Source organism: Nitratireductor alexandrii, from assembly GCF_004000215.1.
In the GTDB taxonomy this organism is placed as follows: Bacteria; Pseudomonadota; Alphaproteobacteria; order Rhizobiales; family Rhizobiaceae; genus Mangrovimarina; species Mangrovimarina alexandrii.
On record NZ_RBVY01000009.1, the window covers coordinates 134,929 to 161,590 of the forward strand.

26 protein-coding genes and 1 riboswitch are annotated in these 26,662 nt (G+C 66.7%); of the genes, 20 read left to right on the top strand and 6 right to left on the bottom strand.

The window, feature by feature from the left end:
• The first annotated feature begins 115 nt into the window (after positions 1 to 115).
• Positions 116 to 739, top strand: a complete 624-nt coding sequence (locus EP380_RS19220) for an FMN-dependent NADH-azoreductase (protein ID WP_127600115.1) — start codon at positions 116 to 118, stop codon at positions 737 to 739.
• A gap of 169 nt (positions 740 to 908) precedes the next feature.
• Here the strand turns inward: EP380_RS19220 and EP380_RS19225 are convergent, their stop codons facing one another.
• Positions 909 to 1,769, bottom strand: a complete 861-nt coding sequence (locus EP380_RS19225) for a YiiX/YebB-like N1pC/P60 family cysteine hydrolase (RefSeq protein ID WP_106572579.1) — start codon at positions 1,767 to 1,769, stop codon at positions 909 to 911.
• 168 nt (positions 1,770 to 1,937) lie between these two features.
• Here EP380_RS19225 and EP380_RS19230 point away from each other — a divergent pair, with 168 nt between their 5' ends.
• The 4 genes from EP380_RS19230 to EP380_RS19245 all read left to right on the top strand — a co-directional run bounded on the left by EP380_RS19230 (position 1,938) and on the right by EP380_RS19245 (position 5,703).
• Positions 1,938 to 2,633 carry a CerR family C-terminal domain-containing protein gene (locus EP380_RS19230; protein WP_127600117.1) on the top strand — a complete coding sequence of 232 codons (696 nt, stop codon included), beginning with the start codon at positions 1,938 to 1,940 and terminating at the stop codon, positions 2,631 to 2,633.
• Positions 2,633 to 3,592, top strand: coding sequence for an HlyD family secretion protein (locus EP380_RS19235; RefSeq protein ID WP_127600232.1), 960 nt, complete (start codon positions 2,633 to 2,635; stop codon positions 3,590 to 3,592). The genes EP380_RS19230 and EP380_RS19235 overlap by 1 nt, the downstream gene beginning before the upstream one ends.
• Position 3,593: 1 nt before the next feature.
• Positions 3,594 to 4,511, top strand: coding sequence for an ABC transporter ATP-binding protein (locus EP380_RS19240; RefSeq protein WP_127600119.1), 918 nt, complete (start codon positions 3,594 to 3,596; stop codon positions 4,509 to 4,511).
• 61 nt (positions 4,512 to 4,572) lie between these two features.
• Positions 4,573 to 5,703, top strand: coding sequence for an ABC transporter permease (locus EP380_RS19245; protein WP_127600121.1), 1,131 nt, complete (start codon positions 4,573 to 4,575; stop codon positions 5,701 to 5,703).
• Positions 5,704 to 5,804: 101 nt separating this feature from the next.
• Here EP380_RS19245 and EP380_RS19250 read toward each other — a convergent pair whose 3' ends face one another.
• A complete protein-coding gene (locus EP380_RS19250; RefSeq protein WP_127600123.1) occupies positions 5,805 to 6,803 on the bottom strand; it encodes a threonine ammonia-lyase in 999 nt (332 codons plus the stop codon).
• Positions 6,804 to 6,947: 144 nt separating this feature from the next.
• Between EP380_RS19250 and mbfA the strand changes: the two genes are divergently transcribed.
• The 5 genes from mbfA (at position 6,948) to EP380_RS19275 (ending at position 12,307) form a co-directional block, all read left to right on the top strand.
• On the top strand, positions 6,948 to 7,931 hold the full coding sequence (gene mbfA, locus EP380_RS19255; RefSeq protein ID WP_127600125.1) for an iron exporter MbfA: 984 nt from the start codon (positions 6,948 to 6,950) through the stop codon (positions 7,929 to 7,931).
• A gap of 106 nt (positions 7,932 to 8,037) precedes the next feature.
• Positions 8,038 to 8,667: a CDGSH iron-sulfur domain-containing protein gene (locus EP380_RS19260; RefSeq protein ID WP_127600127.1), complete on the top strand. Its 630-nt coding sequence runs from the start codon at positions 8,038 to 8,040 to the stop codon at positions 8,665 to 8,667.
• Between the two features lie 510 nt (positions 8,668 to 9,177).
• Positions 9,178 to 10,194, top strand: coding sequence for a C4-dicarboxylate TRAP transporter substrate-binding protein (locus EP380_RS19265; protein WP_106572690.1), 1,017 nt, complete (start codon positions 9,178 to 9,180; stop codon positions 10,192 to 10,194).
• Positions 10,195 to 10,253: 59 nt separating this feature from the next.
• Entirely contained in the window at positions 10,254 to 10,919 is a 666-nt protein-coding gene (locus EP380_RS19270) for a TRAP transporter small permease subunit (RefSeq protein ID WP_127600129.1), read from the top strand.
• Positions 10,916 to 12,307, top strand: coding sequence for a TRAP transporter large permease (locus tag EP380_RS19275; protein ID WP_106572570.1), 1,392 nt, complete (start codon positions 10,916 to 10,918; stop codon positions 12,305 to 12,307). The genes EP380_RS19270 and EP380_RS19275 overlap by 4 nt, the downstream gene beginning before the upstream one ends.
• Before the next feature lie 10 nt (positions 12,308 to 12,317).
• Here the strand turns inward: EP380_RS19275 and cysK are convergent, their stop codons facing one another.
• Complete coding sequence (gene cysK / locus EP380_RS19280) at positions 12,318 to 13,289, bottom strand: cysteine synthase A (RefSeq protein WP_420845877.1); 972 nt, start codon at positions 13,287 to 13,289, stop codon at positions 12,318 to 12,320.
• A gap of 8 nt (positions 13,290 to 13,297) precedes the next feature.
• On the bottom strand, positions 13,298 to 14,098 hold the full coding sequence (locus EP380_RS19285) for a potassium channel family protein (RefSeq protein ID WP_106572568.1): 801 nt from the start codon (positions 14,096 to 14,098) through the stop codon (positions 13,298 to 13,300).
• A gap of 122 nt (positions 14,099 to 14,220) precedes the next feature.
• Positions 14,221 to 14,333, top strand: a riboswitch (TPP riboswitch).
• On the opposite strand from EP380_RS19285, the gene EP380_RS19290 reads away from it, so the two are divergent.
• From EP380_RS19290 to EP380_RS19335, 10 genes are all read left to right on the top strand, one after another.
• Complete coding sequence (locus EP380_RS19290; protein ID WP_127600133.1) at positions 14,324 to 14,935, top strand: YkoF family thiamine/hydroxymethylpyrimidine-binding protein; 612 nt, start codon at positions 14,324 to 14,326, stop codon at positions 14,933 to 14,935. It overlaps the preceding riboswitch by 10 nt.
• Positions 14,936 to 14,984: 49 nt before the next feature.
• Entirely contained in the window at positions 14,985 to 15,566 is a 582-nt protein-coding gene (locus EP380_RS19295) for an ECF transporter S component (RefSeq protein WP_106572566.1), read from the top strand.
• Positions 15,541 to 17,247 carry an ABC transporter ATP-binding protein gene (locus EP380_RS19300; protein WP_127600135.1) on the top strand — a complete coding sequence of 569 codons (1,707 nt, stop codon included), beginning with the start codon at positions 15,541 to 15,543 and terminating at the stop codon, positions 17,245 to 17,247. Before EP380_RS19295 ends, EP380_RS19300 begins: the two co-directional genes overlap by 26 nt.
• Positions 17,247 to 18,014 carry an energy-coupling factor transporter transmembrane component T family protein gene (locus tag EP380_RS19305; RefSeq protein ID WP_106572564.1) on the top strand — a complete coding sequence of 256 codons (768 nt, stop codon included), beginning with the start codon at positions 17,247 to 17,249 and terminating at the stop codon, positions 18,012 to 18,014. The genes EP380_RS19300 and EP380_RS19305 overlap by 1 nt, the downstream gene beginning before the upstream one ends.
• 100 nt (positions 18,015 to 18,114) lie before the next feature.
• Positions 18,115 to 19,479, top strand: coding sequence for a cytochrome ubiquinol oxidase subunit I (locus EP380_RS19310; protein WP_127600137.1), 1,365 nt, complete (start codon positions 18,115 to 18,117; stop codon positions 19,477 to 19,479).
• Positions 19,480 to 19,548: 69 nt separating this feature from the next.
• The gene (locus EP380_RS19315; RefSeq protein WP_106572563.1) at positions 19,549 to 20,553 is read left to right on the top strand and encodes a cytochrome d ubiquinol oxidase subunit II; all 1,005 of its coding nucleotides are present in this window, start codon (positions 19,549 to 19,551) and stop codon (positions 20,551 to 20,553) included.
• A gap of 144 nt (positions 20,554 to 20,697) precedes the next feature.
• A complete protein-coding gene (locus EP380_RS19320) occupies positions 20,698 to 22,983 on the top strand; it encodes an efflux RND transporter permease subunit (protein WP_127600139.1) in 2,286 nt (761 codons plus the stop codon).
• A complete protein-coding gene (locus EP380_RS19325; RefSeq protein ID WP_127600141.1) occupies positions 22,980 to 23,498 on the top strand; it encodes a hypothetical protein in 519 nt (172 codons plus the stop codon). The genes EP380_RS19320 and EP380_RS19325 overlap by 4 nt, the downstream gene beginning before the upstream one ends.
• Positions 23,495 to 24,445, top strand: coding sequence for a carotenoid biosynthesis protein (locus EP380_RS19330; protein ID WP_106572560.1), 951 nt, complete (start codon positions 23,495 to 23,497; stop codon positions 24,443 to 24,445). Before EP380_RS19325 ends, EP380_RS19330 begins: the two co-directional genes overlap by 4 nt.
• Before the next feature lie 3 nt (positions 24,446 to 24,448).
• Complete coding sequence (locus tag EP380_RS19335) at positions 24,449 to 25,054, top strand: SRPBCC family protein (RefSeq protein WP_127600142.1); 606 nt, start codon at positions 24,449 to 24,451, stop codon at positions 25,052 to 25,054.
• Between the two features lie 39 nt (positions 25,055 to 25,093).
• On the opposite strand, the gene EP380_RS19340 is transcribed toward EP380_RS19335, so the two are convergent.
• Both EP380_RS19340 and proX read right to left on the bottom strand, forming a co-directional pair.
• A complete protein-coding gene (locus EP380_RS19340; protein WP_127600144.1) occupies positions 25,094 to 25,414 on the bottom strand; it encodes a hypothetical protein in 321 nt (106 codons plus the stop codon).
• Positions 25,415 to 25,564: 150 nt separating this feature from the next.
• Complete coding sequence (gene proX / locus EP380_RS19345) at positions 25,565 to 26,602, bottom strand: glycine betaine/L-proline ABC transporter substrate-binding protein ProX (RefSeq protein WP_106572557.1); 1,038 nt, start codon at positions 26,600 to 26,602, stop codon at positions 25,565 to 25,567.
• Positions 26,603 to 26,662: the final 60 nt, after the last annotated feature.

Consider the following 26,662-nt stretch of genomic DNA (forward strand, 5'->3'; position numbering starts at 1 on the left):
TCCGATGGTTTTTATGGATATTTTCTGTGTTTTCTTGATGAGTATAACGGGCCATCTGAGGACCGAGCAACAAGCGGCGCAAAACCGCCTTTTATCCGAACCAAAGGAGAGCTCCATGTCCTCGATATTGCTCGTCACCGCCAGCCCGCGCGGTGCAACATCCCTGTCCACCCGCGCCGCCAGGACGGTTGCCGACGCGCTGGCGCGCCGGACGCCGGGCGCGCGCATCGTTCATCGCGACCTCGCCGCCGCGCCGCTGCCGCATATCGATCAGGATTTCGCCGTCGCGGTGAAAACCCCGGCCGAAAAGCTGAACGCCGCCCAGGCCGACCTCCTCGCCGTCTCCGATGCGGCGACCGACGAACTGCTTGCCGCCGACGCCGTCGTGATCGCCACCGGCATGATCAATTTCTCGATCGCCTCGACGCTGAAATCCTGGTTCGACCATGTCGCGCGGGCGCACCGGACCTTTCGCTATACGGCGGACGGGCCGCAGGGGCTGGCCGGCGGCAAGAAGGTCTATGTCGTGATCGCCTCGTCGGGCACCTATACGGATGGCGGCCCGGCTGCGGCAATGGATCATGCCCGCCCCTATCTGAGGTCGATGCTCGGCTTTTTCGGCATTACCGATATCGAATTCGTCGATATCGAGGGTGTCGGCCTGGGCATCGAGCCGGACGCGGTCATTCTTGAGCGCGCACTCGGCAAGCTTGGTGCAGCCGACTTGGCCGCCGCCTGACGCGGCACCGGCCGAACGGCGGAGGGCGCGAGCCTAAGCCTAAGCCGGCCGGCACAACCGGTCTGGCGGACATGCTTCCGCTCCGGTGTTTTTCGCCTCGTTGCGATCAAGCCGCCTTGCCGTTTGCGGGGCGGCCTTGCCGCGATCGGCGATGCGCGGGCGCCGCCGGTCAGCCTGTGCCCGTCGCCGGCTTCGCCTGGCCGGTGTCGTTCGAAGCGGTGGGGGCGCCGTCTTTGGCCGCTTCATTTTTCGACTTCGTGTCCAGCCAGCGCAGGCGCTTGTAGTCGAAGCCGAAGACGAGCGTCGGCTTGACGATCTCGAAATAGGGCGACAGGTCGAAATCGCGCGGCGTGAACAGCGAATGATGCCGGATCGACATGATCTCGCGGCGCGAAAACCGCGATTGCGCCGTCATCTGGCCGGGCGCGCGGGTAATGCGCGGCAGGATCGGGTAGCGCACCTGCTGATAGGCCTGGGCGATCAGCGACGAGCAGATGGCGCGCGTCGGTTCGCCAGAGCCGAAGGCGATCATGCGCCGGCGCCAGCGTACCGGCACCGGCGGTGTCGGGAAGAAATAGCGCAACAGGTCGAAAATGTTCTTGGTGTCGTATTTGAGACCGATACGCTCGACCATGAAGGCCACGACCGCGTCGCGATCCTCCGGCGTCAGCCCGCTCGGCCGGCAGATGCGCGTGTTGTAGGTGCGGTATTTCGACAGCGGCACCGCCACGCAGCCTTCGCCGAGATTGACCTCGATCAGCCGTGGTCGCTCGGCGCCGTCCTGGGGTTCGGGCAGGGCGTCGCCGATATAAAGCGCGGCGTGGCTCCAGGTCGACTGGGTCAGATATTTGATCGCCGCCGAAATGCGCTGATTGCCTTCCACCAGCAAGATGTCGCCGGCCCTGAGCGTGCGCCGCAGCGTTTCGGGATCGGACGGGGTGTAGGGCTCGTAGCCCGAGGATTCGGTGCGCAGCCGGTCGGCGAGAAACCGTCCGATCCGGTCGAGCATCGTGTCGGGGGCTTCGCTCATGGCTCCTCCTTGCCGGGAATATGGACCGCGCGGCCGCCGAGTTGAAGAACCCCTGCTTACGCTTTCGATACGAGGAGGGACGGGGCCTGATAGCAGGGACATGGGCGGTCGCAAAGAGCATCGCATCGCGCCTTGAAATTAATCAATCGATTGATTAAAGTCTTTTCCATGACCGAGACATCCGACCCGCGCGGCCAGACCGCCGCACCGCCCGCTTCCGCAGAACAGACACGGCTTGCGCTTGTGCGCGCGGGCCTGGCTCTGTTCGGGGCCAAGGGTTTCGACGGCACCTCGACGCGCGAGATCGCCGCCCTGGCCGAGGCCAATATCGGCTCCATCGCCTATCATTTCGGCAGCAAGGAGGGCTTGCGCGCCGCCTGCGCCGACCACATCGTTGCCGCGATCGAGCACATGGCCGCCGAGGCGCTCGACCGGTTTTCGGCCGATGTGGAGGACATGGTGTCGCCTGCGGTCGCCCAAGAAGCCTTCGCCGAGGCCTTGGAGCGCATGGTGAATTTTGTCGTCGCGCGGCCCGAAGCCGGCGAGATCGTGCAGTTCGTGCTGCGTGAACTCGCCCATCCTACCGCCGCGCTCGACCGCATCTATTCCGGCGTGTTCGAGCCGACCCATCGCCGGCTGTGCCAGCTCTGGCAGCATGCCACCGGCGAGCCGGCCGAAAGCGACCGCACCAAGATCACCGTCTTCACCCTGATCGGACAGGTGGTCTATTTCCGCATCGGCCGTGAAGCGGTGATGCGGCGCATGGGTTGGGCCGAGATCGGCCCCGCCGAGGCCGGCGCGATCACCGCCGTCGCGCGCGCCAATCTCGACGCCATTCTCGCAGCGCACGGAAAGCCGTCATGATGGACCTCGTCTGCGCGATCCCCTACGCGGCGCTGCTGTTTGCCGCCTGCGCTGCGCCGCCGCCGCTGGCTGTCGGTTATGTCGAAGGCGAATATGTGCTGCTCGCCCCGATCGAGACGGCGCAATTGCGTAGTGTGCCGGTGCGGCGCGGCGAGCGTGTGAGCCCGGGCCAGCCCGTCGCGCTGCTGGAGGACGCCGACGCCGAAAGCGCCGTTGCCGAGGCCGAGGCGGCGCTTGCTCGTGCCGAGGCCCAGCTTGCCGATCTGAAACGGGGAAAACGACCGCAGGAAATCGCCGTGCTGGAGGCGGCGGTGCGCTCCGCCGAGGCCCAGCGCCGCGAGGCCGAGCGGGTTCTAGTCCGCATAGAGGATCTGTTCGAGCGCGGCATCGCCACCCAGTCGCGGCTCGACGAGGCGCGCACCGCGGTCGAGGTGACCGAGGCCGCCCTCAACCAGGCGCAGGCCAATCTCGAGGTCGCCCGCCTGCCGGCGCGCGCCGAGGCGATCCGGGCCGCCGAACATGCCGTCAGCCAGGCGCGCGCCATGCTGCTCACCGCGCGCTGGCGGCTTTCCGAACGCACGCTTGCCGCTCCGGCCGTGGGCCGCGTCGACGATATTATCCGGTTCCCCGGCGACATCGCCGGCCCGGCCGCGCCGGTGCTCTCGTTTCTGCCCGACGGCGCCACCAAGCTGAAGCTCTATCTGCCCGAACCCGCCTTCGCCACACTTGCCGTCGGCGACCGGCTTTCGGTCCATTGCGACGGCTGCCCCGACGGGCTGGCGGCGCGCGTTTCTTACGTTTCACCGGAACCGGAATTCACGCCGCCGGTGATCTACTCGCTCGAGACCCGTCAGAAGCTCGTCTATCTGGTCGAGGCACGGCCGGAGGCCGGCGCCACGCGGCTCAAGCCGGGTCAGATCGTCGATGTCTCGCTGCCGGAAACCGGCGCCGGGGATTGAGATGAGCGCGATCGACGTCCACGGCCTGGTCAAGCGCTTCGGCGACAAGACGGTGGTCGACAATGTCAGCATGCAGGTCGCGCCGGGCGAGATCGTCGGTTTTCTCGGTCCGAACGGGTCGGGCAAGACCACCACCATCCGCATCATGTGCGGGCTGTTGACGCCCGACGCCGGCTCCGGGCGCGTGCTCGGCTACGACCTCTTGACGGAGGGTCTCAAGATCAAGCGCGAGGTCGGCTACATGACGCAGAAATTCTCGTTCTACGAGGATCTGACCATCGCCGAGAACCTCGATTTCGTCGCCCGTCTCTACCGGTTGAAGCCGGTCGCGACCCATGTCGCCGACACGCTCGCCGATCTCGGCATGACCTCGCGCCGCAACCAGCTTGCCGGCACGCTGTCGGGCGGCTGGAAGCAGCGCCTGGCGCTCGCGGCCTGCATCATGCATCAACCTAAGCTGCTTTTGCTCGACGAGCCGACCGCCGGTGTCGATCCCAAGGCCCGTCGCGAGTTCTGGGACGAGATCCACCGGCTCGCCCGCGACGGTCTGACCGTACTCGTTTCCACCCATTATATGGATGAGGCCGAGCGTTGCCACCGCATCGCCTATATCTCCTATGGCCGGATGCTGACGACGGGCTCGGTCGCCGACGTCGTCGCCAATGCCGGCCTTGTGACCTACATCGTCTCCGGCCCGGGCCTCGCCGGCATCGCGGCCGCGCTGGAGAGCCGCGACGGCGTCGAGCAGGTCGCGCCCTTCGGCGCCACGCTGCATGTCGTGGGCTCCGACCGGCAAAAACTCGAGGCGGCACTCTCCGACATCGCCGCACGCGACGGCGTTGCCGTGGCGCCGGGCGAGACCAGCCTGGAGGACGTTTTCATCCAGTTCATGGCCGGCTCGAAGGACAATATGGCATGAACGCCGAGACGACCCCTGCCTGTCAAAATACAGGAGGCCGGGTCCTCGGCGGAGCGAGCCGATGAACCGGTTTTTCTCCCTCGGTCGGCTCGGCGCGCTGTTGGTGAAGGAATTCATCCAGATGCGGCGCGACCGCGTTACCTTCGCCATGATGCTCGGCGTGCCGCTGATGCAGTTGCTGTTGTTCGGCTACGCCATCAACACCGATCCCAAGAGCCTGCCGGCCGCGCTGGTCGCCACCGGCAACGACCATTACACCCGCGCCATCGTGTCCGCGCTCCAGACGACAAATTATTACCGCTTCGACCACGTCGCCGACAGCGCGACCGAGGCCGAGCGGCTGATGGCCCGCGGCGCGGTCTCCTTCGTCGTCACCATCCCATCCGATTTCGCCCGCCGGGTCGACCGCGGCGAGGCGCCGCAAATCCTGATCGAGGCCGACGCCACCGACCCGTCGGCCTCCTCGGGCGCGGTCTCGACGCTGTCGACGCTGGCCGCGCGCGCGCTCGACCACGAGCGCGGTGTTGCCCCCGGCGCGCGCGGCGGTCCGGCGCTCGATGTCGTCGTCCACCGCCGCTACAATCCCGAGGGTATCTCGCAATACAACATCGTTCCCGGCCTGCTCGGCGTCATCCTGCAAATGACCATGGTGATGATGACGTCGATCGCGCTGACCCGCGAGATCGAGCGCGGCACGATGGAAAACCTGCTCGCCATGCCGGCCAGCCCGGCCGAGATCATGCTCGGCAAGGTTTTGCCCTATCTGGTCGTCGGCGGGGTGCAGGTGGCTGTCGTTCTGGTCACCGCCAAGCTGCTGTTTTCCGTTCCCTTCGTCGGCTCTTTGCCGCTTTTGCTCGGCGCGATCCTGATCTTCGTGCTGGCGCTGGTGCTGCTCGGCTACACGATTTCCACCATCGCCCGTACCCAGATGCAGGCCCTCCAGCTCGCCTTCTTCTTCTTCCTTCCCTCGATCCTGGTGTCGGGGTTCATGTTTCCCTATCGCGGCATGCCCGGGTGGGCGCAGCTTTTCGGCGAGATCCTGCCGCTGACCCATTTTCTGCGCGTCGTGCGCGCCGTCATGCTGAAAGGCGCCGACCTTGCCGCCATCGGCACCGAGATCGCCTGGTTGATCGGGTTCGTGGTCTTCTTTTCCGTCCTCGCCCTGCTGCGTTTTCGCCGCACGCTGGACTGACGCGCTTCGGGGGTCCGAAATCGAGGCGCTGCCAGAGGCATGTCGCGCCAGCTTGCTTCGCAGCATGCCGCCTTCGCGCGTTCAATCGAAAGCGCTCTGGCCTATTCGCACCCGGCCCCGCCCAGCGCCCGCGCCAGAAGTGCCGGTTCCACATTGCCGCCCGACAGCACCACCGCGACCGTCTTGCCGGCAATGTCGAGCCCTGGCGTGGCCAGAGCGGCCAGGCCGACCGCGCCGCCCGGCTCCGCCACAAGCTTGAGATGCTCGGCGGCGATGCGCATCGCGGCCAGGGCCGCGTCGTCGGTGACGGTCAGCGCGCCGGCGAGCCGGCCGCGATTGACGGCGAAGGGGAGCCCGCCGGGCGCGGCGGTCAGGATCGCGTCGCAGAGCGATGCGTGGCCGGGCCGGTTGGCGACGATCCTGCCCGCCGCCAGCGAACGGGCCCAGTCGTCGAAATTCTCCGGCTCGACCGCCCAGACCCGCGCCTGCGGGGCCATCGCCTCCAGCGCGAGCGCGATCCCGGCCGTCAGCCCGCCGCCGCCGCATGGCACCAGCACCATGTCCAGTCTGGCATTGGCGGCCTCAGCCTGTTCGGCCAGTTCCAGCCCGACCGTGCCCTGGCCGGTTATGATCGCCGGGTCGTCGAAGGGCGGCACCAGCACCATGCCGTCGTCGACGAAGGGCTGCACCACCGCCGTCCGGTCGTCGCGAAACCGGTCGAAGGCGACGATCTCTGCACCCAGCGCCTTGACGTTGCCGGTCTTGATCGCCGGCGTATCGGCCGGCATGGCGATCACCGCGCGCATGCCGAAGATTTTCGCTGCGGCGGCCACGCCCTGGGCATGGTTTCCGGATGAAAACGCCACCACGCCGCGCGCCCGTTGCGCCGGGTCGAGCTGTGCGATGCGGTTATAGGCGCCGCGCAGTTTGAAGGAGCCGGTGCGCTGCAGCGTCTCGGCCTTCACCAGGATTCGCGCGCCGTAGCGGGCGTTGAGCGACGCCGATTCCAACAGCGGTGTTTCGACCGCCACGCCGTGCAACCTGGCGCGCGCGGCGCGAATCTCCGCGAAGCTCGGCAGGGCGGTGTCGGTTGTAGTCATGGCGGAATCCTTGTTGCCAGCCGGCGATCATCGTCACTTTCGTGCCCGCGTGCCAGCGCCATTTTGTCACCCGGTCAATCGACGATTGAAACGCGATACGCGACGCGTTAGTTTGGAATCATTCTAAACTGGAACGTGCCTCTCATGCTTTCCCGCGTCTTCGGCCTCGGCCGCCGCTCCTTCGACACGCTCTCCGAGCAGGAAATCTTGGCGCTCGCCATCTCCTCGGAGGAGGACGACGCCCGCATCTATCGCGCCTACGCCGACGGGCTGCGCCAGGAATTTCCGCAGTCGGCGAAGATTTTCGACGAGATGGCCGACGAAGAGGACGATCATCGCGCCGCCTTGATCGACATGCATCGCAAGCGGTTCGGCGAGCGGATTCCGCTGATCCGGCGCGAGCATGTGCGCGGCTATTACGAGCGCAAGCCCGACTGGCTGGTGCGTCCGCTCGGCGTGGATCACGTACGCCGGATGGCCGAAGAGATGGAACGCCAGGCGCAGCGTTATTACGCCGAGGCGGCCAAGCGCACCATGGATGCCGCCACCCGCAAGCTGCTCGGCGACCTGGCGGCTGCCGAGCAGTCGCACGAGGATCTCGCCCATAGGCTCGGCCTCAAGCACACGCCGGGCGACGTGCGCGAGCAAGAGCATCAAACCGAGCGTCGCCAGTTCATCCTCACCTACGTTCAGCCGGGGCTGGCCGGGCTGATGGACGGTTCGGTATCGACCCTGGCGCCGATCTTCGCCGCCGCGTTTGCCACCCACGACACCTGGCAGACTTTTCTGGTCGGGCTCGCCGCCTCGGTCGGCGCCGGCATCTCGATGGGCTTCACCGAAGTCGCCTCCGACGACGGGCGGCTGTCGGGTCGCGGTTCCCCGATCAAGCGCGGCCTCGCAACCGGCATCATGACCACGGTCGGCGGGCTCGGCCACGCCCTGCCTTATCTGATCCCGCATTTTACCACCGCCACCGCGGTGGCGATCGCCATCGTGTTCGTCGAATTGTGGGCGATCGCCTGGATCCAGAACCGTTTCATGGACACGCCGTTCTGGCGCGCGTCCTTCCAGGTGGTGCTCGGCGGCGCGCTGGTCTTCGCCGCCGGCGTTTTGATTGGCAGCGGCTGAGACCGGCCCGCCTGAGCGCCGCGCTGAGCGGCCTGCCCGGCGCGATTGCCTGACCTCGGAGCATGGGTCTATTGTCGGAGACCGACCCGAAAGGCAGGAGGCGACGATGGCGAGCAGGACGACCGAGGGCGAGGCAATCGATATCGGCTTCGACGGCAGGCGCTGCATCCACGCGCGCAATTGCGTGCTCGGGCGTCCCGACGTGTTCGAGCCCAACGCGCCCGGCGGCTGGATCCGTCCGCAACGGGCCGCGGTCGAACGCATCGTCCAGGTGATCGAAAGCTGCCCGTCCGGCGCGCTCACCTACCGGCGCAAGGATGGCGGTGCCCAGGAACAGCCGCCGGCGGTAAACACGCTCAGGCTGCGTGAGGATGGACCGCTCGCGCTCCATGCCGACATCAGGCTCGGCGAGGAGGCGCTGTTGCGCGCTGTGTTGTGCCGGTGCGGCGCCTCGCAAAACAAGCCGTTCTGCGACGGCAGCCATGCCAAGGCCGGCTTTCGGGCAACCGGAGAGCCGACCGCCAAGGACAGCGCCGCGCTCGAGGCCCGCGACGGGTCGCTCACGGTGACGCCGCAGCCCAATGGCTGTCTGCGGGTCGAAGGCAATCTGGAGATCGTCTCGGGCACCGGCCGCAGGGTCGAGCGCACGCAGCGCGCCTTTTTGTGTCGCTGCGGACATTCCGCCAAAAAACCCTGGTGCGACGGCACCCACAAGAAAATCGGCTTCACCACCTGACGGCTGCCGCGGGCCCGAGACCCTGCCGCCAGAAGCCGCGGGCCTGATGCCGATGCTCGGGCGCGAAGCGGTGTTGCGTTCGCGCATCACGCGGCGTCGAAAACCAACCCGTCGCCCGCATTTTTCGCTTTTCCACTTTTTGGGCACGATTCGGCCGCTTCCGCGGCCCGATTGCCGTGCATCGGCCGCATGTGTTGACGCCGGCATTCACCAGGAATTCATGACTTGGCAGTAAGCTTGCGACTCATTCGGGAGGGATAACCGAAGGGACGGGAGTCTGAACCAAAATGGCGTTCTGGAGCACGATGCTGCGTTGCGCGACCACGATCCGCGAATTTCTCGCGCCGCGTTATCGGCCTGAGCAGCATTATATGCGCGGGCCGGGCCCGGCGTGCGCACGGCGTTTGCCCGCCGGCGGAGATGTCGCCCAGCATTGATGGGTTGCGCATTTGCGTTCAACCGCTAGATTTTCTCCCATAACTACAAAAAATGGGAGAAACACCAATGGGCATGTCCTTCAAATTCGCATTGCTTCCTGCAGTGGCCATGTCGTTCGTGGCCGGCGAGGCGTTTGCCGCGACCGAGTGGAACGTTTCGACTTGGGGAAAACGCCGCGCTTTCACGGAACATCTGCATAAGATCGCCGAATTGGTCGAGCAGAAGACCAATGGCGACTTCACCATGAACATTTCCTATGGCGGTCTGTCCAAGAACCGGGAGAATCTCGACGGCATCTCCGTCGGCGCCTTCGAGATGGCGCAGTTCTGTGCCGGCTACCATCCCGATAAGAACCCGACCATCACCGTTCTCGAACTGCCCTTCCTGGGCGTCAATACGTTGGAGGAGGAAGTGGCGGTCTCCCATGCCGTTTATGGGCACGCCGCCACGCAAAAGGACCTGGCGCGCTGGAACGCCAAGCTGTTGATGACCTCGCCCATGCCGCAATACAATGTCGTGGGCACCGGACCGGCGCCGCGCGCGCTGGAGGATTTCCAGGGCAAGCGCATCCGCGCCACCGGCGGCCTCGGCAAGGCCTTCGAGACCGTCGGCGCAACGCCGACCTCCGTCACCGCCACCGAAGCCTACAACGCGATGGAGGCCGGCGTGGTCGATTCGGTCGCCTTCGCCCAGCACGCCCATCTGTCGTTCCGCACCATCGACCTTGCCGACTGGTGGACTGCGAACCTCAATCCCGGCACAGTCAATTGTCCGATCGTTGTCAACACCGATGCCTATGAGGCTTTGTCGGACGAGAACCGCGCCGCGCTCGATTCCTCGGTCGACGAGGCGATCCAGCATTACCTCGCCAATTACGGCAAGCTGCTGGAAAAATGGGAGGCGATTCTGGCCGAAAAGGAGGTCGAGAAAGTCGCCTTTCCGCCCGAGGAGATCGCCAAGTTCGAGGACAAGGCCGCCACGGGCACCCGTGAGCAATGGATCAAGGACATGGAAGCCCAGGGCATTCCCGGCCAGGAACTCTATGACCTCGTCCAGGCGACCTTGAAGGACATGCGCGGCTCCAACTGACGCGACCCCGGTCCCGCGCCCGACAGGCGCGCGGGACCGGGCGCTCTCCGGGAGGGCCCATGTCCGCTCAAACCATCCCGCAAGACGGGTCGCTGCTGTCGCGGCTCGACCTTGCCCTGTTCCGGCTGGAAAAGCTGCTGGCGCTGCTTGCCGGCATGACGATCCTGATCGTGATGCTGATTTCGGTCGCCAATATTCTCGGCCGCAAGATCGTCAACATCCCCGTCCCCGGTTTCGTCGACTGGATGGAACAATCGGTTCCGCTGATCGCCTTTCTCGGCATCGCCTACTGCCAGCGCCTCGGCGGCCATATCCGCATGGACATCCTCGTCGGCAGGTTGCAGGGTCGCGTGCTTTACGCCGCCGAATGGATCGGCGTGCTCGCGCTGCTGGCGCTGTCGGTGACGCTGATCTGGGGTTCGTGGCTGCATTTCGACCGCAGCTTCGACTTCTCCGCCCCGTGGTGGAGCCGCGATTCCACGATCGATTTGAGCCTGCCCACCTGGCCGGTAAAGCTGGTCGTGCCGGTCATGTTGTTCCTGCTCGCGCTTCGGCTCGCCCTGCAATTGTGGGCCTATGGCCGCGCCTTCGTCGACAATGCGCAAACCCCGGTCGCCGTGCCGCTGATCGAGACGCCCGCCCAGCAGGCCGAGCGCGAGGCCGGCACCGTCTCGGGCCTTGTCGATGACGGGGACGATACCGGCAGCGGTGGAGGGCGCCCGTGAGTCCGATCGAAGTCTCCGTCCTGTTGTCGCTTTTGTTGATCGTGCTGGTGCTGATCGGGGTGCGCGTTGCTTTCGCCACCGCGCTGATCGGCCTGTTCGGCCTGTTCCTGATCTTCGCCATCGACAAGGGCCAGGGCGTGGAACGCGGGTTCATGACGGCGCTCAAGATCGCCGGCCAGGTGCCGCATTCCAAAATGTCGAGCCACGTCCTGTCGCTGATTCCCACCTTCATCCTGATCGGCTATCTCGCCTATTATGCCGGCCTCACGCGCGCGCTGTTCGAGGCGGCCAAGCGCTGGGTCGGCTGGCTGCCGGGCGGGCTCGGCGTTTCCACCGTGTTTGCCACCGCCGGTTTCGCCGCCGTCTCCGGCGCCTCTGTCGCCACATCGGCGGTGTTCGCCCGCATCGCCATTCCCGAAATGCTCAAGCTCGGCTACGACAAGCGCTTCGCCGCCGGCGTCGTGGCGGCCGGCGGTACGCTCGCCTCGTTGATCCCGCCCTCGGCCATCCTCGTCATCTACGCCATCATCACCGAGAGCTCGGTCGGCGCCCTGCTTCTGGCCGGCTTCCTGCCCGGCATGGTCTCGGCGCTGATCTATGGTGCTCTGGTCGTCGGTCTCGCCTCCGTGCGCGACGATCTCGGCCCGCCCGTGCGCGGCTTCACCTGGGGCCAGCGCCTGCAGGCGCTGCCCGGCGCGTTCCCGATCCTGTTCGTGGTCTTCATCATCATCTTCTGCATTTATGGCGGCTGGGGCACGCCGACGGAGGCCGGCGCGCTCGGCGCCTTCGTCGTCCTGGTGATGGCGCTCTGGCGCGGCATGCGCTGGCAGCAGCTCAAGAGTGCGCTGCTGGAATCGGCCAAGCTCACCGCCATGATCTTCACCATGATCTGGGGTGTCCTGATCTATGTGCGCTATCTGGGGTTTGCCGACCTGCCCGGCACCTTCGCCGACTGGATCGCGGGGCTCGAGCAGTCGGCCTTCATCACCCTCATGCTGATCCTGCTCGCCTATGTGGTACTGGGCATGTTCATGGACGCGATCGGCATGCTGATCCTCACATTGCCGATCGCCTTTCCGGCCGTCATCGCGCTCAATGGCGGCGCCGAGGTGACGGCGTCCGCCTCCGCGCTCGGCATGTCGGGCACCGAGGTCGCGATCTGGTTCGGCATCATCGTCGTCAAGATGTGCGAACTGTGCCTGATCACGCCGCCGATCGGGCTCAATTGCTACGTCGTGGCCGGCGTGGCGTCCGAGCGCCACCCGATCTCGGTCCAGGACGTCTTTCGCGGTGCCTCGCCGTTTTTCGTCGCCGACGTCGTCACGGTCGGGGTCCTGATCGCCTTCCCCGACATCGTCCTGTGGCTGCCGCGCCTGCTGCTTGGGTAGGGCGGGTGGTTCAGCCGCCGAGCCCTTCGAACAGCGCCGTCGACAGGTACCGTTCGGCGAACGAGGGGATCACCACCACCATTAGCCTGCCGGCGTTTTCCGGGCGCGTGCCGACAGTGATCGCCGCATCGAGAGCCGCGCCCGAGGAGATGCCGGCCGGCACACCCTCGAGCCGGGCAAGAAGGCGGGCATGGGCGAAGGCGGCCTCGTTGGACACCGTCAGCACCTCGTCATAGATCGACGTGTCGAGGATCTTCGGCGCGAAGCCGGCGCCGATGCCCTGGATCTTGTGCGGGCCGGGATCGCCGCCCGAAAGCACCGGCGAGGCCTCCGGCTCGACCGCGATCACCGTGAGCGAGGGCTTGCGCTGCTTGAGCACCTGGCCGACGCCGGTGATCGTGCCGCCGGTGCCGATGCCGGAGACGAGGATGTCGACACCGCCCTGCGTGTCGTTCCAGATCTCCTCCGCCGTCGTTTTGCGGTGGATTTCGGGATTGGCCGGATTCTCGAATTGTTGCGGCATCACCGCGCCGTCGGTCTCGGCCACCAATTCCTCGGCTCGCGCGATCGCGCCCTTCATGCCCTTGGCGCCTTCCGTCAGCACCAGTTCCGCGCCCAGAAAAGCCAGCATGCGCCGGCGCTCCACAGACATCGTCTCCGGCATGGTCAGGATCAGCCGGTAGCCCTTGGCAGCCGCCGCGAAGGCGAGCGCGATGCCGGTATTGCCCGAGGTCGGCTCCACCAGCGTAGTTCTTTCCGGCGCGATGCGGCCGTCTGCTTCCATCGCCTCGATCATGGCGACGCCGATGCGGTCCTTGACGCTGGCGAGCGGGTTGAAGAATTCCAACTTGCCGACAAGCTGGGCGACGATGCCCGTCTCCTTGGCGAACCTGTCGAGGCGTACCAGCGGCGTGTCGCCGATCGTCGCGGTGATCGAGCCGTAGATACGGCCGCGTCCTGGTTTCTTGGCGCCCGCGCTCATGGTGAACCTCATGCCTCTTCGGGGATTTGCAGTTTGTGCCCGCAGGATTTGCAGAACACGGCGTCGGGGTCGTGGCGCTGCAGCGCGCATTCGGGACAAGGGTAGAAGACCTTGCTTGGCCGGAAGATCGACTGCGCCAGCTTCACGAACAGCGAAATGCCGATGATCATCGTCACGATCGCGGTCAGCTTGCCCCAGACGCCCGGCAGCACGATGTCGCCGAAACCGGTCGTCGTCACCGTTGCCACGGTGAAATACAACGCATCGACATAACCCTCGATCCCGCTGCCGTTGCGGAAGAAGCTCGCATAGACGAAGCCGGTGACCACGAACAGGAAGGTCATCAGATTGACGATCGCCTGCATCGTCTCGCGCCATTCGCCGCGTCCGCGCCGCTCGAGCGGCCTCCAGATGAAGCCGCTGCGCGACAGCGACCACAGCCTGAGCACGCGCAGGAAGCCGAGATTGGCGAACGTGTAGGGAAAAAGCAGCGTCACCAGGATGAAGATGTCCACCCACACCGTCGGCTGCCGCAGCCAGCGCAGCACGTTGGAGGCGGCGAGCCCGCGTGCCAGCGTGTCGGCAAACAGAAAGCCGGCGATGGTGTAGTCGACCCACAGGAAGGACGGACGGTCGCGCAGCACCGGCGAGGCGACGAAGAACGCGATCACCGCCAGATCGAGCACGATCACGGCGAACTGGAAACGCAGCGCCGTCTGCGTGCGGCCGTGATAGAGGCGCCGCAGCGTCCCGCGCAGCCTGTCGAGCCGGCTGTCCTCGGTCGTCTTGGCGGCGTTGTCGCTATCCATCCGCACCGAGATAGTCGGCCATGCCGGTCCCGTCCAGTCCTGCGCCGTTATCGCCGTTGCCGGCATATCTGCCCTGCACAAATGACCCATTGTCACATACGGCGAATCGGTGCTAGCTGTGCGTCACACGACAGGGGTGCTCCGTATCGCCGGGGCTGAGATTGAAGGTGCGAAACCTTCTGACCCTCAAGCTGATCTGGGTAATGCCAGCGGAGCGAGACGAGCATGTTTTCCGGCGCGCAGATTTCCATCTATCCCATGTCCGACGATTTCGTCGGTGTCATCCTCGGCGCCTTGTCGGCGCTCGATCCCTATCGCGACCGGCTCAGGCTGGAGACCGACGACATCTCCACCTTGATGGTCGGACCGCCCGAACTGCTTTTTCCGGCCATGCGCGATCTGTTCGTGGCCGCGTCCCGCGGCGGGGTCCACTGCGTGCTGTCGGCTGCCGTCTCGCGCGGCTGTCCCGGCGAGCCCGACGACCCGGCCTGCACGCCGCTTGACGCTTCAAGCGGCGATGACCGGCCGCTGGCCGCGCGTATCGACGCCGCCCGCCAGGCTGTGATGCGGGCCGACAATACCGGCTGCCCGGTCGCGGCGCAGTTTTCCCTCTACCCGCTCGGCGCCGGTCACCACATGGACGAGATCTACGGCTGCATCGATTTCGTCAAAGCGTCGGGCGTGTTCGAGCGCTCCAAAAATTTCTGCACCAAGCTGCGCGGCGATGCCGGCCCGGTCTTCGCCGCGGTCGAGGAGGCCTTTTTGCGCTTCGGCGCCGCAGACGGCCATGTCGCGCTCGACCTGACCGTATCGGCCAACAGCCCGACCCCGGTCTGAGCCCTGTTTGCGCCGCAAAGCCGGCGGCGCCATCCCGAAAGGACAAGCCATGACTTCCCCACGCTGGACCCAGCGCGAAATTCTCATTCTCGCCGTGATCGGCGCCGTCTTCGCCGTGCTCTATCTGGGCTGGGTGCAGGTATGGCTGATTTCCCAGGCGGTGTTCGGCCCGGTGACAATGGATATCGCGATGGGTTTCTGGTTCATCGCCTCCATCGTCGCCGCCGCGATCATCCGCAAGCCCGGCGCGGCCTTCCTGGCCGAGGTGCTGGCCGCCGCGATCGAGCTTCTGCTCGGCAGCCCGGCCGGACTGATGCTGGTGGTGTCGGCCGCGATCCAGGGCGCGGGCGCGGAAGCCGTGTTCGCGGCCACGCGCTGGCGCAATTACTCGCTTCCCGTTCTGATGGCGGCCGGCGTCGGCGCCGCGCTCGCCTCCTTCGCCTATACCTGGGTGCGCTTCGACTATGGCGCGCTTGAGCCCGGCCTGTTGGTGCTGATGTTCGCGCTGCGCTGCCTTTCGGGTGCCCTGCTCGGCGGCCTGCTCGGCCACGTCGTGGTGGAGGCGCTCTATCGCACCGGCGTTCTCTCCGGCTTGAAGATCGACCATGACCGTCGCGCTGCCGCAGCCTGACGCCGCGCCGGTGCCGATGCGGGAACCGTCGCCGGCGCTTGCCTTCGACGACTTCGCCGCGCGCTATCCATTCGCGCGCTCTCCCGCCGTCGGCCCGGTCGGCTTTACCATGCGCGCCGGGGAGCGGGTTTTGCTGCTGGGTCCGTCGGGTTCGGGCAAGTCGACGCTGTTGCTCGCGCTGACCGGCCTGGTGCCGCAGGCCGTGCCGGCGGAAACGACGGGCGCGGTTCGGCTGTTCGGCGCCTCGGTGGCCGGGTGCCGGCCCTCGGACTGGGCCGGCCGGGTCGGGCAGTTCTTCCAGGACGCCGACCAGACCCTGTGCGGCATGCGGGTTGAGGACGAAATCGCCTTCGCGCTCGAAAACCTGGCCTGGCTCGAACCGCAGATCCACGCGGCGGTGAAAAGGGCGCTTGCCGCCGTCGGCCTGCCGGAAACAATCCGTCGGCGTCGTACCGCCACGCTTTCGGGCGGCGAAAAGCAGCTCGTCGCGCTTGCGGCCACCATCGCCGTGGAACCGGTTCTGCTGGTCGCCGACGAGCCGACGGCCAGCCTGTCGCCGCGCGCGGCGCATCGGTTCCGGGCCCTTCTGGCCAACTGGTCGGCGGAGCGCGCCGCGCTGGTTGTCGATCACCGTCTCGACGGGCTGGTCGACGTGGTCGAGCGCGTGGTCGTGCTCGGCGATGACGGCCTCGTTCTCGCAGATGGCCCGCCACATGTCGTTTTCCGCCGCCACCACGCGACGCTCGACGCGCGCGGCATCTGGACCCCGCTCGCGGCCGACCTCGACCGCGAGCTCGCCGCCGTCGGCCTCGCCGCCGACACCATGCCGCTGACCGTCGCCGCGGCGTTGGACGAGCTTGACGCGCTTGATCTTCGCGGCCGGGACCGCGCCAGGGCGCGCCGCGCGCTTGCCAGCTTCGTTGCCCGCCACGCGCCGTCGTCCGCCCACGCGGCAGGCGATGCCCCGCCTGTCGTGCGCCTCGAAGCCGCCGCCTGCGCGCCGTTTCTCGGTCCCACGGTCGTGTCGGATATTGAGCTCCAGATTCGCGCGGGCGAGGTTGTCGGTATCCTGGGCGCCAACGGCGCCGGCAAGTCCACGCTCGGCTTCGCCCTGGCCGGCCTGCTGCGCCTGAAGGCGGGGCGGCGCGTCGGCGCCATGGGGGCGGTTTCCTTCCAAAATCCCGAGGCGCAGTTTTCGGCCGGCTCTGTCGCCGCCGAAATCGAGGCGGCGCTGGCGAGTGCCGGCGACGCCGAGGCGCGCGCATCGCGGACGGCCCGCATCCTGCGCGACTGGGATCTGGAGCGCCTGGCCGCGCGCCATCCGTTCGAACTCTCCCAGGGCGAAAAGCGCCGTCTGGCGCTCGCCTGCCTAGCCGCCGACGAGCGGGCGCGGCTGGTGGTGCTGGACGAGCCGCTCGCCGGGCTCGACCGGCGCGGCGCGGCGATGGTGGAGGCGGCCGTCGCCGGTTATGTGCGGGCCGGGCGTGCGGTCGCCATCGTCACCCATGACATGGATTTCGCGCTGCGCCTGTGCCCGCGCTGTCTGGTGCTGGGTCAGGGCCGAGTGCTGGCTGATGGCTCCTCGGCAACGCTCATGCGCGACCGGCCATTGTTGCAGCGCGCGGGGCTGGAACCGCCGCAGATCGCCCCGGCGCTGGACTGGCTCGAAAGGCACGCGTGATGTTGTCCTGGCTGCACCCGCTGCCCAAGCTCGTGGTCGCCCTGGCGTTCCTGTTGGCCTCGATCCTGGTCTTCGATCTCGTCTTCCAGATTGCGCTGAGCCTCGGCATCGTCCTGGTGCTGATCGTGTTCGAGCGAGTGCCTGCCTGGAAGGTGTTGCTGTTGTGCGTGCCGTTCGCGCTGTTCGGCTTCGGATTTTTGACCACCAGCCTGCTGTTTCGACAAGAGGCCGGCGCCGCGCTCGACAATACCGGGCAATCGCTCTGGCATGCATTGCCGTTTTCCGCCGGCCTGACCCTGTTTTTCCGCGCCATTGCCGGCGGTCTCGTTTCGATGGCGTTCGCCTTGACCACCGATCCAGGACAATTGGTGCGCGCGCTGATGGCCTGCCGAGTGCTGCCGCCGCGTTTTGCCTATGCGCTGTTCTCCGCGCTCGAACTGGTGCCGGATCTTGCCGGTGCAGCCAATGAGATCCGGCTGGCCCGTGCCATGCGCACCGGCCGTCCGCCGCGTCGCGTCCCCGGTCCGGTGGAGATCGGCGCGCTGGTGGTACCGCTGCTCGCTTTCGCCGTGCGCCGGGCCGGGCGCGCGGCGATCGCCATGGAGGCGCGCGGACTGGCCGCCGGCGGCGCGCGCACCATCATCAACCTGCCGCGGCTTTCCTGGCGCGACGGTGCCTTTGTTGGCATGGCCGGCTTGGTTCTTGCTATGCTGGTCGCCGGTGCCCGTATGGGCTGGAGCCTGCCGAGCATCGCCGGTGCGGCGTGACGGGCCGCGACAACGCGCCCCATGTGCGTTTCGGTCACTTTGACCCCGCGCCCGCGCGGCCTATGTTTGCCGGCGGGAGGGCAAGAAAGCCGAGGTTGTGATGGACCCGCTTATCCTCTCGCGTATCCAGTTCGGTGCGAATATTTCCTTCCACATCCTGTTTCCGACGATCACCATCGCGCTCGGCTGGGTGCTGCTTTTCTTCAAATTCGCCTATAACCGCACTGGCAACGACGCCTGGATGCAGGCCTATTTCACCTGGGTGAAAGTGTTCGCGCTTTCCTTCGCGCTCGGTGTGGTGTCCGGCGTGACCATGAGTTTTCAATTCGGCACCAACTGGCCGGGTTACATGGAAACGGTCGGCAACATTGCCGGTCCGCTGCTCGCCTACGAGATCCTGACCGCGTTTTTCCTCGAGGCGGTGTTTTTGGGCATTATGCTGTTCGGCTTCCGTCGCGTGTCCAACGGCATGCACACGCTGGCGACCTTCCTGGTTGCCTTCGGCACCACCATGTCGGCCTTCTGGATCCTGGCGCTGAATTCGTGGATGCAGACGCCGGCCGGTTTCGAGATGCGCGACGGCGTCGCCCACGCCACCGACTGGTGGGCGGTGGTTTTCAATCCCTCCTTTCCCTGGCGGCTGATCCATATGCTGATCGCCTCCGGCCTCACCGTCGCCTTCCTGATCGCCGCGTTTTCGGCCCTGCGCTATCTGCTCGGCGATCGCGCGGCCTCGATGCGCAAGGCGCTCGCCACCGGCGTCGTCATCGGCGCGGTGCTGATTCCGGTGCAGATCTTCGTCGGCGACCTTCATGGGCTCAACACGCTCGAGCACCAGCCGCAGAAGGTTGCGGCGATGGAGGCCAACTGGCAGACCCGGGCCAACGTGCCGCTCGTCCTGTTCGCCATCCCCGACGAGGAGGCGCGCGAAAACCGTTTCGAAGTCGCCATTCCAGGCGGCGCCAGCCTGATCCTCAAGCACAGCCTGGACGGGGTCGTGCCCGGTCTCGACGACTATATCGGCGATCATCCGCCGGTTTTCGCCGTCTTCTGGGCGTTCCGCATCATGGTCGGGACCGGCCTTTTGATGCTCGTCGTCTCGTGGGCCGCGGCCTGGTGCCTGTGGCGCGGACGCGAACTGCCCAGGCCGCTCCTGTGGCTGATGGTCCCAATGGGCCTGTCGGGTTGGGTCGCCACGCTCGCCGGCTGGTACACGACCGAGATCGGCCGTCAGCCCTGGCTGGTCACCGGCGTGCTGAAGACGGCCGACGCCGTCGGCCCCGTTTCCGGCTCGCATGTCGGCTTCACGCTCGCCGCCTATCTGGCGCTCTATGCCGTGCTTCTGGTGGTCTATCTCGGCGTCCTTGTCCATCTCGCCCGCAAGGCGGTGGCCGAGGGCGATCCCGAGCCGGCGCCCGCGGCCGCCGACAGGGCCCTGTCGCAGCCGGCCCAGCCGGCGGAATGAGGGAGGCGTCGATGATCGACGATTGCCGCCATATGGCCGCACCACAGACATGCGAAAGGGACGACCGTCATGGGTTTTGACTGGCCGAGCGCATTGCCGTTGATCTTCGCCGGCCTGATGGGGCTGTCGATCCTGATTTATGTCGTTCTCGATGGGTTCGATCTCGGCGTCGGCATCCTGTTCGCCGCCGCCGCCGACCACGAGAAAGACACCATGATCGGCACCATCGGTCCGTTCTGGGACGCAAACGAGACCTGGCTCGTGCTGGCCGCCGGCCTGTTGCTGGTTGCCTTCCCGCTCGCGCACGGCGTCATCCTGACCGCGCTTTACATGCCGGTCTTCGCCATGCTGGTCGGGCTGATCCTGCGCGGCGTCGCCTTCGATTTCCGCGCCAAGGTGCCGGTTCACCGCAAGGGCCGATGGAACGTGCTTTTCTTCGCCGGCTCGCTGATCGCCGCGCTGTCCCAGGGCTACATGCTGGGCGTCTATGTGCTGGGCCTGCGCGAGGGGGTCGGCGCCATCGGCTTCGGTTTCCTGGTCGCGCTCTGTCTTGCCGCGGCCTACACGGCCATGGGCGCGGCCTGGTTGATCTACAAGACCGAGGGCGCCCTGCAGGAAAAGGCGGTCGGCTGGCTGCGTTCGGCACTGGTTTTGACCGTGCTCGGCATGGGCGCCGTGTCACTCGCCACGCCGCTCGCCAGTCCGCGCATCTTCGACAAATGGTTCGCGTTTCCGGCCATGCTGTGGCTGGCGCCGCTGCCGCTGGTCACGGCGGGCTTGTTCCTTCTTCTGTGGCGGCGCAGCGCGGTCCTGCCGCACCCGCAGGACCGCTACGCGCTGCTGCCCTTCTGCACGCTGACCGTGATCTTTGCGCTCGGCTTTGCCGGACTGGCCTATTCCTTCTACCCCTATGTGGTGCCCGAAAAGCTGACCATCTGGCAGGCGGCCGCCGCGCCGGAGAGCCTGGCGATCATCCTGGCCGGAACGCTGTTCGTGCTGCCGGTGATCATTTTCTACAGCATCTATGCCTATCGCGTCTTCGGCGGCAAGGCGACCGACCTCTCTTATGATTGACCGCCCGGCCTGTGACGGCCGCGCGCGCGGGACGAGGTTTCTGCCCGCGCGCGCTTGATCCGCCCGCCCTGCGCCCCTTAAGCTTCACACGGGTTGAACTTAGGGTGCGCGCATCCGGCGAAAGCCGGATAGGGTAATGGGCGTATGGGGAAAAATGCAGGAAGGCGGATCACCGCGCTTCTGGCTGCGTCTTGGGTGGTGCTGCTTGTGGCCGATCTGGCCGCACTGGTGGGCGCCGCTCGGCTCGATTTCGACGACGGCCTCAAAGACGCCTTCGTCTCCGACAGTTCGTGGTACGCCGATTATGGCCGTTTTTCCGAGCGGTTCACCCAGACCGACGGCGATATCGTGGTTCTGTTCGAAAGCGGGGATTTCGCGCACCCGCGCGCGTTGACCGGCCTGTCGGATTTCATGCTCGAGGCAAGCCTGGTCGACGGCGTCGCCTCCACCGTCTCGATCCTGACCCTGCGCGGCCCGCCCGGCCCGGACGGGACGACCGATCCGCTGGTGCCGGCCGTGCTGCCCGACGAGGACGCGCTCGCCGTTCTGCTGGACGATGTCCGCGTCGGGGCACCGGGTGCCGAGGCCCTCCTATCGCCGGACCGCCGGCTGGCGGCGGTGCTCGTCAGTCTCGCCGATGGCGGCCGCAGCCTCGAAGGCGCGCGCGCCGTGATTGCCGAGCTGGACGCTCTCGCCGGCGCGATCGCGCGCGATAGCGGGCTTGGCTTTTCCGTAACCGGCATTACGCCTCTGCGCGCCGCGATCGTCGACGGTCTTTACCGCGACATCGTCGTTTTGACCGGCGTTGGCATCGTCGCCGGCTTCCTCGTCTGCCTGGTGGCGTTGCGTTCCCTGCCGCTGGCGCTCCTGACCACAATGCCGTCGGCGACCGCGATGATGTGGGCGCTCGGCGTGTTCGGCGCGTTCGGCTTCCGTGTCAACGTCGTCACCGTCGCCCTGCCGGTGTTGATCCTCGTGCTTTCCTTCACCGACAGCCTGCATTTGACCTTCGAAGCCGGCCGCCGGCTCCATGCCGGCCGGCCGCCTTTAGCCGCGCTGGCGGACGCGGTGCGCCGGGTCGGGCCGGCCTGCGCGCTCGCCTCCATCACCACCGCGATCGCCTTCGCTGGGCTGACCTTTTCCGGCTCGCTGATCATTCGCGATCTCGGCTTCGCCGGCGTCATCGCCGGCCTGGCTTCGCTGTTGGCGGTGCTTTTCGCGCATCCGCTTCTGTTTGCGACCGCCGGCCGGTTTGTCGACCTTGCCGGGCTCTTCGCCGGCAATCGCGGTACGCCGCCGGCGCTGTTCGACTGGCAGGCGCTGCCGCGCCTGGCGCTTGCCCGTCCGCTGCCGGTCGCCGCCGGCGGGCTCGCGTTGCTTGCCGCCGCGATCGCGGTCTATCCGACCATCGAGCCGGTGCATTCGCTGCGCGAGAACGTCGCCGTCGGCAATCCCGTCATCGTCGCCCTCGACCGTGCCGATGCCCGGCTCGCGCCGGCCAACGCGGTCGACATTCCCGTGCGCCTTGCCGCCGGCGCGCAGGGCGGTCTCGACGCGGCCGCGCTGGCGCGCGTGGACCAGGTCCACGGCGTCGTCGAGCGCACCGTTACCGACGGACTGGTTTTGTCGCTGGCCTCGCTCGCCCGCCAGATCGGCGATGTGCCGGCGGCTGAGAAGGCCGCCCGGCTGCGGGCGCTTCTCGCCCGTATGAACGACAATCAGCGCGCCCGGTTCGTGTCGGGCGACGCGCAATGGGCGCTGGTGCGTCTCCACATCGCCGACGATGGTGCGCGCGCCACCCGCGATCTGGTCGCCCGGCTCGAAACCGCCTTGGTGCAGGCCGGTCTGGCGAGCGGGACGCAGCATGCGCGTCCGACCGGCTTCCTCGCGATGTCGGCCTTCGTCAGCGCCGAGATGATCACCGACCTGAACTATTGTTTCCTGATCGCCGTCGGCGCGTCGGGACTGCTGACCGTTCTGTGGTTTCGCAACTGGCGCTACGGCCTGATCGCGCTGGTTCCCAACCTGTTGCCGATCGCCCTGGTCGGCGCCTGGCTCGCGCTCTCCGGCCGGGGCCTGCAATTCGCCTCCGGCGTCGCGCTCACCGTCGCCTTCGGCATCGCAGTGGACGATACCGTCCACGTGCTGAACCGGCTCCGCCTGAACGCGCCCGCCGGCGCGCCGTTCGACCCGCGCGCCATCCGCCGGGCGATGGAGGAGGCGACGCCGATTTTGGTCGTCACCACGGCTGTGCTGTCGTTCGGCCTGATCGGCACCTTCCTGTCGACCGTGCCGACGGCGGCCTATTTCGGAGTCTTGTCGATCGTGGTGTTGGTGCTAGCAGTCCTCTCCGACCTTTTCGTGCTGCCCGCCTGTCTCACGCTGTTCCATCCGCGCCGGCTGGCCATGGGCGAGGAGCGGCCGGCATGAGGGGGCTTTGGCCGATGGCGGGGGCGCTCGTGCTGCTGCAGGCGACGCCCGCCGCCGCGTCGCCGCTCGACACGCTGATCGGCGACTGGCGCGGCAAGGGCATGGTCCGCGAGCGCCCCGGTTCGCCCCCGGAGCGCGCGGCCTGCCGACTGACGGCGCAAACCGTAGACGCCACGCGGATTTCGGTCACCGGACGATGCGGCACGGCCGGCGGAACGGCACGGTTTTCGATCACGCTTCGCCGGCGGCCCGGCGGCCGCGTCGACGCCGTCGTATCCTCGCCGACCCTGCCCGAAGACATCGACTATGCCGGCATGGTGTCCGGCAATCGTCTCAGCTTTGGCGCGACCGCACCGCTCGACATTGACGGCGCGCAATATTCCTCACACGTGGTGTTCGCCTTCGACGGCGATGACCGCTTCGTCATGGTCGAAAGCGCGACGCGCCTGGCCGACGGCGAAAAACAGATATTCTTCGACATGCGCTACAAGCGCGAGGGGGGCGCCCGACCGTGAAAGCCGCAGCGACCGCCACGATCTGCCTGGTGCTGGCCTTCGCCGCCTGGGCCGGAAACGCGTTTTACGCCGCCGGAGTGCCGGGCGGCGAACTGAAATACTGGTCGCCCGCTCTGGTGGCCGGCGCGATGATCGCGTTTTTCGTCGTCCATGGGCGCCAGCTCTATTCCGGCCGCCAGTTGCTCGCCTTCGCGGTCACCGTCTTCCTGGTCGGCTGGTTCTTCGAAACCGTCAGCGTGCTGACCGGCTTTCCGTTCGGCAATTATCACTACACCGAGCTGATGGCGCCGTTTCTCGGCCATGTGCCGGTCTCCGTCATGCCGGCCTATTGCGTGATGGGATATGTCTCGTTCTCGATGGCGCGCATTCTGTTGAATCGCCTCGGCGGCAGGCCCGACGCGGTGCTGCGTTTCGGCGTGCCGATAGCGGCCTCGCTGCTGATGGTGGTGTGGGACCTGTCGATGGATCCCTTGCGCGCCACGATCGAGCGGCGCTGGGTTTGGCTCGATGGCGGTCCGCATTTCGGTGTGCCGATCGAAAACTATTTCGGCTGGGCCTTTGTCACCTGGATCATGTTCCAGGCTTTCACGCTTCTTCTCGGTCGAGGCAGGGCGAAAACCCTCGCCCTGACGCCGGCCGAAACCGCGCGCTACTGGCTGTCCGTGCCGATCATCTATCTCGCCTTCGCGGTCGAATATGTACTCAATCCCGTTTTCGCCGCGTCCGGCGCGCAAGCGGTGTCGGTCAACGGCCTGGAGATGGCGGCCGGCGAGATCGAGGCGCAGGTCGCCTTGCTGACTGCCACGACCATGCTCCCGCTCGCCGTACTGGCCATTGCCAGGCTGCGGCGCATACTGGTCCGCTCACGCCTCGGGTTTCGCGACGGCGCCGTTGCGGAGACGAAAAACCGGGGGCAAACGATCCCACTTGGAGATGAACGGCTTTAGCGGATGTTGAAATACGGATCCGAGCGCCCCGATTTCGATATCGAAACGCATTGGCGGCTTGAGGCGCGGCCGGAGGAACTGACTGCGATCGTGCTCGACCCCGAGCTGATCCATCGTTGGTGCCCGGCGGTTTTCATGGGCTCCGAACTGGTCGCGCGCGGCGGTGCCGACGGCCTCGGCATGGCCATCAGGCTCTACACCAAGGGTTTTCTGCCACATGCCTTCTTTTTCGTGGCCCGGATCGTCGATCTCGTTCCACACCGGTCGATGACGATCGCGGTCAGCGGCGATTTCGACGGCGCGGGGTTTTTGACAGTCGAGCCAGGGCCCGGCGGCATCTGCGCGGCCAGCCTGCGCTGGCGCGTTCGCGTCGCTCACCCCTATGTCCGGCGCTTCGTGCCCGTCTTCCGTCCCGTGCTGGCGGCCAACCATAAATGGGCGGCGCGCCGCGCCCACCGCCTGCTGCAGGAAGAGGTCTTTCGTCGCCGTCGCCTGTCAAACGCCTTCGTGGAGGCGAAGCCGACCTTTCCGCACAATCTCGCCCCGTTCCGGGCCTGGCAGCGGCGCCGTGCCGCCCATCGCGGGTGGCGGGTGTCGAACATGGAATGATCCGCGTGCCTGTTCGCGGCGCCTCGGCCGCCTGCGCAATCAGAAATACTGGCGCGGTTTCATCACCGGCACGTCGAGGCGTCCCGGCGGGGTGGTCGCTTCCTTGCGGCGCTCCAGGTTGAAGCGCTGTCGCTTTTCTTCGAAGGAGCGCCGTTTGCGTTCGGCCTCCAACACGTCGATTTCGGCGTGGCGACCTTGTTGCTCGAGACGTTGCCGCTCGGCCCTGAGATGCGCGTCGCCGTCGATGGCGAGCGCGGGGCTGTGACCGCCGCAAGCCAGGACCGCCGCGACCAGCGCGATTGCCAGAGATGCCGGGAGCCTGCGTGCGGCCATCCGCAAATTGAGAACCATCCCATTCATATAGGTCTCTGGTGGGACGTCGCCAGTCGGGGCGCTCGGCCGGCCGCGTCCAACCGAATGCGCGGCCTGTCTTCCGCACCGCCCGGCTATGTAAAAAGAAAACGGGCCCGAGGACCCGTTTTCCATGGCGATGACGTGAGAACCGGCGGCTTACGAGCCGTTGCGCGCGGCCTCGAGCCAGCCGTCGACCATGTCGCGGTTCTGTTCGATCCACTCGGCCGCATGCGCGGTGATGTCTTCCGGGTCGCCTTCGCCCTCATTCATACGCGCGTTCTGCGCAAAGATGGCTTCGAGCGGGATGCTGACCTCGCCGAGCAGCGCGCGCACGGCGGGGTTTTCCTCCAGGAACGCGGTGTTGGCGACCGGCACGATGTCGTTGGCCGGGAAGCCGAGTGTGCACGGATCGTCGACGCAGCCGTTCACGCCCTCGAGCGTGGCGGCCTCTTCCAGATCGGCCATGTCGTCGGGCAGGTCGACTTGCGGCACTTCGATCCACATCACGTCCTTGCCCGGCGCGAGTTCGTTGACCGTCCAGTTCGGCGTCCAGGTGTAGAACAGGATCGGCTCGCCCTGTTCGTGGGCGGCGACCGCATCGGCCATCGAGGCGGCGTAGCTGGCCTTGATCGCATTCACGTGGTCGCGCAGTTCGTAGGCGTCCATGTGATGCTCGATATTGACCTCGCAGCCCCAGCCGGGCGGGCAGGCGACCAGATCGGCGCGGCCGTCGCCGTCACGGTCGAAGGCTTCCTTGACCTCGTCGCGCTTGAAGTCGTCGAGCGTCTTGATGTCGAATTTCTCGACCGCCGCCTTGGAGACCAGATAGCCTTCCAGCGCGCCGCCTTTGGCAACCGCGCCGACGATTTCGGCCGAACCCTCGAAAGTCGGCTTGTAGGTGTTGTGCAGCGGGAACCAGCCATTCACCCAAAGATCGACGTCGCCCTGCGAGACCGCCTGGTAGAAAGGCGGATTGTCGAGCGTTGTCGGACCTTCGACCGTGTAGCCGAGCTCTTCCAGCAGCTGCTTGTAGACCGCCGCGTGGAACCAGCCCGTGTCCCAGGTTGCCTGGGCGAAACGCACGGTCGTGCCTTCGCCCGGCATGTCCTGAGCCGAGGCGGCCAGCGGCGCGCCAAAGATCGCGACGGCGGACACGCCGCCGATGAGCAGTTTTCTGAATGTGGATGTCTTCATGTCGAAGCCTCCTTGGTCGTTTGCATGAGCCTGCTTGGGCAGGACTTTCCGGTTCGGTCC

Coding starts and splice junctions, on each gene's coding strand:
- EP380_RS19310 (WP_127600137.1), top strand. CDS start 18,115: ATGGACCCGCTTATCCTCTCGCGTATCCAGTTCGGTGCGAATATTTCC.
- EP380_RS19265 (WP_106572690.1), top strand. CDS start 9,178: ATGTCCTTCAAATTCGCATTGCTTCCTGCAGTGGCCATGTCGTTCGTG.
- EP380_RS19320 (WP_127600139.1), top strand. CDS start 20,698: ATGGGGAAAAATGCAGGAAGGCGGATCACCGCGCTTCTGGCTGCGTCT.
- EP380_RS19235 (WP_127600232.1), top strand. CDS start 2,633: ATGGACCTCGTCTGCGCGATCCCCTACGCGGCGCTGCTGTTTGCCGCC.
- EP380_RS19270 (WP_127600129.1), top strand. CDS start 10,254: ATGTCCGCTCAAACCATCCCGCAAGACGGGTCGCTGCTGTCGCGGCTC.
- EP380_RS19315 (WP_106572563.1), top strand. CDS start 19,549: ATGGGTTTTGACTGGCCGAGCGCATTGCCGTTGATCTTCGCCGGCCTG.
- proX (WP_106572557.1), bottom strand. CDS start 26,602: ATGAAGACATCCACATTCAGAAAACTGCTCATCGGCGGCGTGTCCGCC.
- EP380_RS19325 (WP_127600141.1), top strand. CDS start 22,980: ATGAGGGGGCTTTGGCCGATGGCGGGGGCGCTCGTGCTGCTGCAGGCG.
- EP380_RS19300 (WP_127600135.1), top strand. CDS start 15,541: ATGACCGTCGCGCTGCCGCAGCCTGACGCCGCGCCGGTGCCGATGCGG.
- EP380_RS19340 (WP_127600144.1), bottom strand. CDS start 25,414: ATGAATGGGATGGTTCTCAATTTGCGGATGGCCGCACGCAGGCTCCCG.
- EP380_RS19305 (WP_106572564.1), top strand. CDS start 17,247: ATGTTGTCCTGGCTGCACCCGCTGCCCAAGCTCGTGGTCGCCCTGGCG.
- EP380_RS19230 (WP_127600117.1), top strand. CDS start 1,938: ATGACCGAGACATCCGACCCGCGCGGCCAGACCGCCGCACCGCCCGCT.
- EP380_RS19290 (WP_127600133.1), top strand. CDS start 14,324: ATGTTTTCCGGCGCGCAGATTTCCATCTATCCCATGTCCGACGATTTC.
- EP380_RS19250 (WP_127600123.1), bottom strand. CDS start 6,803: ATGACTACAACCGACACCGCCCTGCCGAGCTTCGCGGAGATTCGCGCC.
- EP380_RS19245 (WP_127600121.1), top strand. CDS start 4,573: ATGAACCGGTTTTTCTCCCTCGGTCGGCTCGGCGCGCTGTTGGTGAAG.
- mbfA (WP_127600125.1), top strand. CDS start 6,948: ATGCTTTCCCGCGTCTTCGGCCTCGGCCGCCGCTCCTTCGACACGCTC.
- EP380_RS19285 (WP_106572568.1), bottom strand. CDS start 14,098: ATGGATAGCGACAACGCCGCCAAGACGACCGAGGACAGCCGGCTCGAC.
- EP380_RS19220 (WP_127600115.1), top strand. CDS start 116: ATGTCCTCGATATTGCTCGTCACCGCCAGCCCGCGCGGTGCAACATCC.
- EP380_RS19240 (WP_127600119.1), top strand. CDS start 3,594: ATGAGCGCGATCGACGTCCACGGCCTGGTCAAGCGCTTCGGCGACAAG.
- cysK (WP_420845877.1), bottom strand. CDS start 13,289: ATGAGCGCGGGCGCCAAGAAACCAGGACGCGGCCGTATCTACGGCTCG.
- EP380_RS19260 (WP_127600127.1), top strand. CDS start 8,038: ATGGCGAGCAGGACGACCGAGGGCGAGGCAATCGATATCGGCTTCGAC.
- EP380_RS19225 (WP_106572579.1), bottom strand. CDS start 1,769: ATGAGCGAAGCCCCCGACACGATGCTCGACCGGATCGGACGGTTTCTC.
- EP380_RS19295 (WP_106572566.1), top strand. CDS start 14,985: ATGACTTCCCCACGCTGGACCCAGCGCGAAATTCTCATTCTCGCCGTG.
- EP380_RS19335 (WP_127600142.1), top strand. CDS start 24,449: ATGTTGAAATACGGATCCGAGCGCCCCGATTTCGATATCGAAACGCAT.